Annotated in this window: 7 protein-coding genes; all 7 read left to right on the top strand. The window is 31.8% G+C overall.

Features of this window, described 5'->3' with window-relative positions; translation table 11 throughout:
- Nucleotides 1-114 precede the first annotated feature (114 nt).
- Nucleotides 115-1341, top strand: coding sequence for an ROK family transcriptional regulator (locus I4N53_RS04360; RefSeq protein ID WP_028992688.1), 1227 nt, complete (start codon nucleotides 115-117; stop codon nucleotides 1339-1341).
- 124 nt (nucleotides 1342-1465) lie between these two features.
- A complete protein-coding gene (locus I4N53_RS04355; protein ID WP_214495686.1) occupies nucleotides 1466-2755 on the top strand; it encodes an extracellular solute-binding protein in 1290 nt (429 codons plus the stop codon).
- 66 nt (nucleotides 2756-2821) lie between these two features.
- Nucleotides 2822-3769, top strand: coding sequence for a carbohydrate ABC transporter permease (locus I4N53_RS04350; protein ID WP_019908053.1), 948 nt, complete (start codon nucleotides 2822-2824; stop codon nucleotides 3767-3769).
- Nucleotides 3770-3783: 14 nt separating this feature from the next.
- Nucleotides 3784-4617 (top strand): carbohydrate ABC transporter permease, encoded by an 834-nt coding sequence (locus tag I4N53_RS04345; protein ID WP_003868296.1) that lies wholly within the window; start codon nucleotides 3784-3786, stop codon nucleotides 4615-4617.
- The gene (locus I4N53_RS04340; RefSeq protein WP_255549698.1) at nucleotides 4614-5201 is read left to right on the top strand and encodes a glycoside hydrolase family 66 protein; all 588 of its coding nucleotides are present in this window, start codon (nucleotides 4614-4616) and stop codon (nucleotides 5199-5201) included. Before I4N53_RS04345 ends, I4N53_RS04340 begins: the two co-directional genes overlap by 4 nt.
- A gap of 17 nt (nucleotides 5202-5218) precedes the next feature.
- On the top strand, nucleotides 5219-6310 hold the full coding sequence (locus tag I4N53_RS04335) for a glycoside hydrolase family 15 protein (RefSeq protein ID WP_004398768.1): 1092 nt from the start codon (nucleotides 5219-5221) through the stop codon (nucleotides 6308-6310).
- Nucleotides 6311-6314: 4 nt separating this feature from the next.
- Entirely contained in the window at nucleotides 6315-8000 is a 1686-nt protein-coding gene (locus I4N53_RS04330; RefSeq protein ID WP_214495687.1) for a glycoside hydrolase family 66 protein, read from the top strand.
- Nucleotides 8001-8174: the final 174 nt, after the last annotated feature.

Here is an 8174-nt window from a genome sequence, read left to right as displayed (position 1 = left end):
TAAAGGTGGGCATTCAGAAAAAATACCCACCCCAACTATTGACAAAGAGCCTTTATTAAAAAGATACTTGATTCAGTGAAAAAAGTATGTTATTATATATAAAGGTGATGGTAAATGAAACTAAGGATAGGAAACAAGGAACTTATAAAAGATATTAATCGTTCTTTAGTAATAAACGAAATAAGAATGAATGGACCTATTAGCCGTACTGATATTTCAAAAAATCTTAATTTAGGATTATCTACTGTTACAAACATTGTTGAAGAATTAGAAAGCCAAAATCTTGTTCATGAAGTAGGAGAGGCTGATTCTACAGGTGGAAGAAAACCTATTCTTTTGGAATTTAATTATAATTACGGATATATTATAGGCATTAAAATTGAGGAGAATAACTTGATATTTGCTTTGACAAATCTTAAAAGTGAGATTCTTGAAAAGAGAGTTGTACCATTTAAAAAAGGGACAAATAGTAATACGGTATTGAACATGGTGGTTGAAAACATAGAAAAATTAATTACAAAGATTCCTTATAACAAAAATTTGATGGGTATAGGAGTCGCAGTTTCTGGTTTAGTTGATCAACAGAGAGGCAGGCTTATATATTCTGGTATGTTAAATTGGAGTAATGTTGAAATTGGTAATATTGTGGAGAATAAATTTAACGTTCCTGTATACGTTGATAATGATGTTAATGCCTATACATTAGCTGAATTGTGGTATGGACATGGAAGAAAATTAAATAATTTTATAGTGGTAACTTATGGTTCTGGTATTGGTTCAGGAATAGTAATTAATAAAAAATTGTATACTGGTGATTTTGGCGGTGCTGGAGAAATAGGACATATGGTACTGGTTGCTGAAGGCAGAAAATGTGAATGCGGACAAAGGGGTTGCCTGGAAGCATATGCTTCAGAAGATTTCATAGTGGATTATATTAAAGATAATATAAAAATATATAGTGAAAGTAAAATAGATCTTACAGAAGATTTATCTATTGAAAAAGTCTATGAATATGCAAAAGAAGGAGATATGCTTGCGATTGATGTATTAAGGCTATCTGCAAAATATTTGGGGTATGGTTTATTAAGCGTGATAAATCTATTAAATCCATCAACAATAATCCTTGCGGGAGAAGGAATGATTGCTAAAGATATTGTTTTACCTGTTATAAGTGATATTGTAAAAAATCATTTTTTCAAAATGCATGAGAAAAAAGTACAGATAAAAGTATCTGAACTTGGAGATGAAGGATGGGTGATTGGTGCTTCAACATTAGCGATTAGCAAACTTTTTGAAGTACCTTTATATGAAGGTCAAGATAATGCATTAACAGTATTTTAAGTGAGTTTAATTAATTTATTTTTAATACTTCATTCACTGAAAAAAGTTGAAGGGAGGGGTAAAGGGAACAAATTAAATAAATATTTGACTTATAAATTTGATTAATAAAAGGGGGAAATTTAGAATGAGTAAAAAGGTGATAAGTGTTTTAGTAGCAGCTATTTTGACTTTGACATTTGTAATGGCGGGATGTAGTTCAAATAATGGCACAAAAAAGACAACTGACAATAGTTCTGTAAACGATACCCAGAAAGTAGAACCTGTTACAATTGAATTTTGGCATACTTTCAGTGATACGGAAGATAAGATTCTAAATGAGCAAATTATCCCTGATTTTGAGCAGAAATATCCCAATATTAAAGTAAAAGCTACGCGCATGCCTTATGATGGATTAAAACAACAAGTAATATCAGCAGTTGCAGGTAATGCAACTCCAGATGTAATGAGGATGGATATAATTTGGGTACCAGAATTTGCGAAATTAGGTGCACTACAACCAGTAGATAACCTTGAAGGTTTTGATGCTATAAAAGAAAAATCATTTAAAGGACCTATGGAGACTAACTATTTCAATGGTCACTATTATGGAATTCCTCAAAATACAAATACTAAGATAGCAATATATAATAAAACGTTATTACAACAAACAGGATTAACAGAACCACCAAAGACTTTTGATGAACTTGTTGCAGCTGCGGAAAAAATAAAGGGAAAAGATAAATGGGGTTTAGCAATCAGTGGAACAGGACCTTGGGGAATTGCTCCTTATTTTCTTTCACTGGGTGGTAAGGTTACTGACGACAAATATACAAAAGCTACAGGATATTTGAATAGCCCTGAAAGTGTAGCTGCGTTGGAGAAATTACTAGATTTATATAACAAGAAATTAATTGGACCATGTATTTTGGGAGGACAGCCAGATACATGGGGTGGTATGAAAGGTAATAATTATCTCATGATTGACGATGGTCCATGGTTTTACAGCATACAAGGAGATGCTGCAAAGCAATCTACAGTACCTGCTTTATTTCCGCAAGGACCTGGAGGAAGCATATCAGTTGTAGGCGGTGAAGACCTTGTTTTATTTAAAAATACTAAACATCCTAAAGAGGCATGGATTTTTATGCAATATATGTTTTCTGAAACACCTCAAAAATTGTTAGCGCAACAAGCAGGGCTTATACCGACAAATATGGATGTAGCTAATTCATCAGATGTCAGCGGTGATCCGATTATTAGCCTTTATGTTCAACAATTAAAAACTGCATGGCCAAGAACACCAAGTCCAAATTGGGGTAAGATAGATGAGACTTTAAATCAAGCTTTTGAAAAAGTATTTAGAGGTAAAGCAACACCTCAACAGGCATTGGATGAAGCTGCAAAACAAATAGATGAATTTTTGCAAAATAATTAAAATTAGTTTTGTAAGAAGGATTAGGAGTGTACTCTTAATCCTTCTTACAAAAAGGAGTTGGATTCAATGTTATCACAGTCTATATTAGAAAATAAAAGTAAAAATAACAAAAAGAATAGCCATTTTAAGCAAAAATTTAAAGAATGGTTTGAGGTTTTGCCTTTTATAGGATTAGGGTTAGTTTTATTATCTGTATTTGTTGTTTATCCACAAATAAAAAATATTTATATGGCTTTTACAAATTACAATATAATGCCAGGGCAACCCAGTGAGTTTGTAGGGTTTGCAAATTTTATGAGAGCGTTTCACAGTGAAAAATTTTGGTTAGCTTTTAGAAATACGGTTTTATATGGAGTTGTTACAGTACCTGGTCAAATGGCGATAGGGCTTATTGTTGCAGTTTTAATTAACAATGTAATTAAAGGGAAAAATTTATATAAAGTTATGATATATATACCTGTAATTACTTCCTGGATAGTTGTTTCATTAATTTTTAAATATTTATTTACAGATGGTAAAGAAGGTCTAATTAATTATGCATTGTTGAAGCTACATTTAATTTCTGATCCTATTTCCTGGCTTCAGAATACATGGACAGCTAACTTTGTAATCTGGGTTCTTGGCATATGGAAGGGTATAGGATGGGTAATGGTTATATACTTGGCAGCACTTCAAGGTATACCAAATGAGCTGTACGAAGCTGCTGAAGTAGACGGGGCTAACCCTGTTCAAACGTTTTTTAAGATTATTATACCGTTAATAAAACCTACCACTTTTTTTATATTGATAAATCTAATTATAGGTGCATTTGGAGTATTTATACAAGTTATGATGATAACAAATGGTGCTCCACTTGGTACAACGGATGTGCTTTTGAATTATATGTATAATAGGGCGTTTTCAGATTTTGAATTCGGATATGCATCTGCAATTAGTGTAATAATTGGTATAGTAATTATGGCTATAACTTTGTTACTAAAAAGACTCTTGAAGTATGATGAGTTTAATTATTAAAAGGGGCAATATTTATGGTTAAAAGCAAATTTGGTCAACTTATTATTCATATTTTGCTATTGATTTGTTCTGCTGCCATGGTTATTCCTTTTATGTACATGGTAGCTACAGCTTTGACACAAGATACGTATGTTATGCCATATCCTCCTATTTTGATACCAAAATCTTTATACTTAGGCAATTTTATAGAGGCGTGGAATGCTAACAATTTCGAAAGATACTTTTTAAATAGCTTATTTCTCGCAATAACGAATACAATATTGTCTCTCTTTATTTCTACCTTATCAGCATATGGGTTTGCAAGGTTCAATTTTCCTGGCAAAAATTTAATTTTTAATATCTATCTTTTTACAATGATGGTACCAGGAGTTTTAAACATTGTAGCACAATATACGGTTATTAATGGAATGCATCTTGTTGACACATATACAGGACTTTTACTCCTATATGTAGGAGGAGGAATTGCAGGAAATACATTTTTTTTGAAGGGCTTTTTTGAACAGATACCAAGAGAATTGGAAGAGTCAATTATTATTGATGGAGGTTCTAGGTGGACTATATACAGACACATAATACTGCCACTTTCAAAACCTGCATTAGCAACTTTTGCAATTTTTGCTTTTTCAGGTACATGGGATGAGTTTTTCACTGCATTGACACTAATAAAGACCCCAATAAAAAGAACATTGCCCATTGCGATAAGAATGTTTCAGGGACAGTTTGCAACAAAATGGGGACTTGTATTTGCAGCATCATTGATAGCTGTTATACCAATAATTTTAATATTTATCATATTCCAAAAGTATTTCATAAGGGGAGGTATCCAAGAAGGAGCTTTAAAAGGTTGAGCATACTAGAGTCTTATAAAAGTGTAAGACTTACTGATGCTGCAATATTTGCTGCTGGTGGCGACCATATTGAGCTTGGTGATACGGGAATGCTTTCAAAAGAGTATTTTCCGTCAGCAAATTTAAAAATGTCGGAATCACTTGTAAAAGCTATGAGAAATTACTATGACTTTTTAACAGCATATGAAAATCTGTTAAGAGATGGGCTTAAAGAATCAGATAACAAAATAGAGATACCTGGAATTGAGATAAGTAACAATGGTTCAGCACGAACAGTATGGACATATGCGAAACAAAAAGAAGGGTATGATGTTATACACATGATAAATTTACTTGGTATTGAGGTTTCGAATTGGAGAGATGATCTAGGGAATTATAGTGCGCCACCTATAATAAAAGATTTTAAGGTGAAGTATTACTTAAAAGATGATAATATTAAAAATGTTTATCTTGCTTCACCAGATATTAATGATGGTAAGGTTATGAAACTTCAATTTAAAAAGAAGGAAGATAGTAAAGGTAAATATCTGGAAATATCTGTTCCTGAACTGCAATACTGGGACATGATATTTATTAAAAAATAATTTTTGGAGGAATTGAAATGGAGAATTTGGTAGAAAAGAGTATTAAAATTATTAAAAATAATCAATCAGAATATGGTTCATTTATAGCATCACCTTCATTCCCAACATATCATTTCAGTTGGTTGAGAGATGGCAGTTTCATTGCGTATTCTATGGATTTAGTGGAGCAGTATGCTGAAGCAAAGAAATTTTATCGTTGGGTAAATGAAGTGATAATAAGATATAGTTATAAAGTGGATAAAATTATAGAGAAAATAAAAAATGGCAATAAACTTGAACCGAATGACTTTCTTTATGCGCGATATACGCTGGAAGGTTATGAAGAGAAAGATAGTGGATGGGGTAATTTTCAACTTGATGGATATGGCACATGGCTTTGGGGATTATCAGAACATATAAAAATTACAGGTAAGACGGAACTCATAAATGATTTTTTCAAAAGCATAGATATTACAATTAAATACATTGATAATTTATGGTATTATCCTAATTTTGATGTATGGGAAGAAAATAGTGATAAAATACATACCTCTACGCTAGCATGCCTTTATGGGGGACTTAATTCTATAAACAAGTATTTAAATGATGATAAAGTTAAAGAATTAGCGAATAAAATAAAGACCTATATTTTGACAAACTGTGTTGTTGAAAATAGTTTTGTAAAATACGTAGGAAGCAATAGTGTTGACAGTAGTTTGATATGGCTGGCAATACCTTTTGAAGTAGTTGATGTAAATGATGAGATATTTCTAAATACAATTAAAAGAATAGAAAAAGAACTTTTACACAATGGGGGAATGCACCGCTATAGAAAAGATACTTATTATGGTGGCGGCCAATGGATATTATTATCTGCATGGATGGGGCTTTACTATTGCAAATCAGGTGATTATAAAAAAGCGGAAGAAGTAAAAAAATGGATAGAAGAGCAAGCGGATGAAAATGGATATCTGCCAGAACAGGTACCTTATCATTTAAATAATGAAGTTTATTATCCCTATTGGGTTAATAAGTGGGGTAATATTGCAAAGCCATTATTGTGGTCACACGCTATGTATTTAGTACTTGACTATGAACTTAAAAAGGCAGGTGTACAACTTGAGGATTAAAGATGTGTATCCGTCAAAATCACAATATAGGCCTGGTGAAAAAGTTGAAATTATTGCAACATTTGAGGTAACGGATGATTTAGGTAACTATACTGTATCGTGTACTGTTTTAAATTTTCATGACATACTTTATAAAACAGAAAAAGAATTAAAATTGCATGACGAAAAAGTTGTTTTTGAGTTTAATATAGAAAAAAACGAAAAAGAGATGATGGGCTTTGGGGTTGAAGTGGATTTGTACAGGAATAATAAAAAGATTAACAGTTTATCAACATCGTTTGATATTACCGAGTCATGGAAATTAGCACCGAGATACGGTTTTCTATCGGATTTTTTTGATAGAGATAAAAACGATGATAAAGATTTAGTACAGTTGAACAAATATCATATAAATGTAGTACAGTTTTATGACTGGATGTATAGACATCATGAACTGTTACCCCCGACTAATAGTTTTGCTGATCCTCTTGGTAGAAACCTATTAATTGATGTAGTAAAGCAAAAAATTAATTATGCGCATAAATTTGGTATGACAGCTATTGCTTATGGTGCTGTTTACGGTTGTGAAAAAGAATTTTATGATAAACATAAAGATTGGGCACTGTATAAAAATGATGGAACTGTTTTTGACCTTATAAATTTGATTTACATTATGGATATATCAAAGGAATCTGGATGGCATAATCACATAATATCTGAATTTTTAAAGGCTATTAAATTTGGATTTGATGGTATACACATGGACCAGTACGGTTTCCCCAAAGAGGCTTTAAGTATTGCTGGTGGTGTGAAAAAGATAAGAAGACTAAGGAATGAATTTCCTGTGTTAATTAATGACACAATGGAGTATATCGAAAAAAATGGATATAAACCTGCTTTAATTTTTAATGCTGTAAATAACTGGCCTATTGATACAGTAGCAAGTGCGAAACAGGATGTTGTATATATAGAAGTATGGCCTCCAAATGATACATATCAGGATTTATATAATTTAATTACAAATGCGAAAAAATATGCTCCTGATAAGCAGGTTATTCTTGCAGCATACATGGAGCCTTTTTCAAAAAGATCAAATGTCCCAGTAGAATATGCAGAAAATGCGACAATTATGATGATGGCTACAATATTTGCAAGTGGCGGCTTTCATCTTTTGCTTGGTGAATTAAACGGCATATTAACAGAGGCCTATTATCCTAATTATACAATGATAGACAATGAGAGATTCGTTAGAGAGCTAAGAAATTATTATGATTTCATTGTAAGATATGAAGAACTTTTATATGATTTTAATATTGTTGATAATACTATGACACATACAGGAGGAATAAATGGTGAGTATGTATTTAAAGGTACAAAGTTTTCACCAAAAGCTGAAAAGGATAGCGTATGGACTTTAATAAAAGAAAAACCGGGATATAAAATAATACATTTTATTAACTTTACTGGACTAGAAAGCACAAAGTGGAATGAAGGGAAAGAGAAGAGATCCAAAATTATAAATAATATCGAAGTTATTGCTCTTGTAGTAGAAAAGGTAAAAGGTGTATATTTAGCATCACCAGACATCGATTCTGGTAAACCGAAGAAACTGGATTATGAATATGTACCTCATGAACATGGGAAAGCTATTAGATTTGTTATACCACAATTAAGAGTTTGGGATATGGTTTATATAGTTTGTGAGAGTTAAATTTATGTAATATTTCAAGGATAGATAAATGGGACATATTTGAGCTATTTCTTATATTTAAGCTCTCTTCATTTTATTGCTATTTTTATCTAGAAGATTAGGATAAGCACAAACTTTGTATAAAAATTTTTGAGAAATTGAGGTATTCCTATTTGCTACCATTGTATAATGATG

The organism is Thermoanaerobacter sp. CM-CNRG TB177 (assembly GCF_018588165.1).
Lineage (GTDB): Bacteria > Bacillota > Thermoanaerobacteria > Thermoanaerobacterales > Thermoanaerobacteraceae > Thermoanaerobacter > Thermoanaerobacter thermocopriae.
This window is presented reverse-complemented; position numbering and strand designations above follow the sequence as displayed.

What these genes read in the sequence shown, in the direction of transcription:
- I4N53_RS04360 (WP_028992688.1), top strand. Translation starts at nt 115, where the DNA reads ATGAAACTAAGGATAGGAAACAAGGAACTTATAAAAGATATTAATCGT.
- I4N53_RS04355 (WP_214495686.1), top strand. Translation starts at nt 1,466, where the DNA reads ATGAGTAAAAAGGTGATAAGTGTTTTAGTAGCAGCTATTTTGACTTTG.
- I4N53_RS04350 (WP_019908053.1), top strand. Translation starts at nt 2,822, where the DNA reads ATGTTATCACAGTCTATATTAGAAAATAAAAGTAAAAATAACAAAAAG.
- I4N53_RS04345 (WP_003868296.1), top strand. Translation starts at nt 3,784, where the DNA reads ATGGTTAAAAGCAAATTTGGTCAACTTATTATTCATATTTTGCTATTG.
- I4N53_RS04335 (WP_004398768.1), top strand. Translation starts at nt 5,219, where the DNA reads ATGGAGAATTTGGTAGAAAAGAGTATTAAAATTATTAAAAATAATCAA.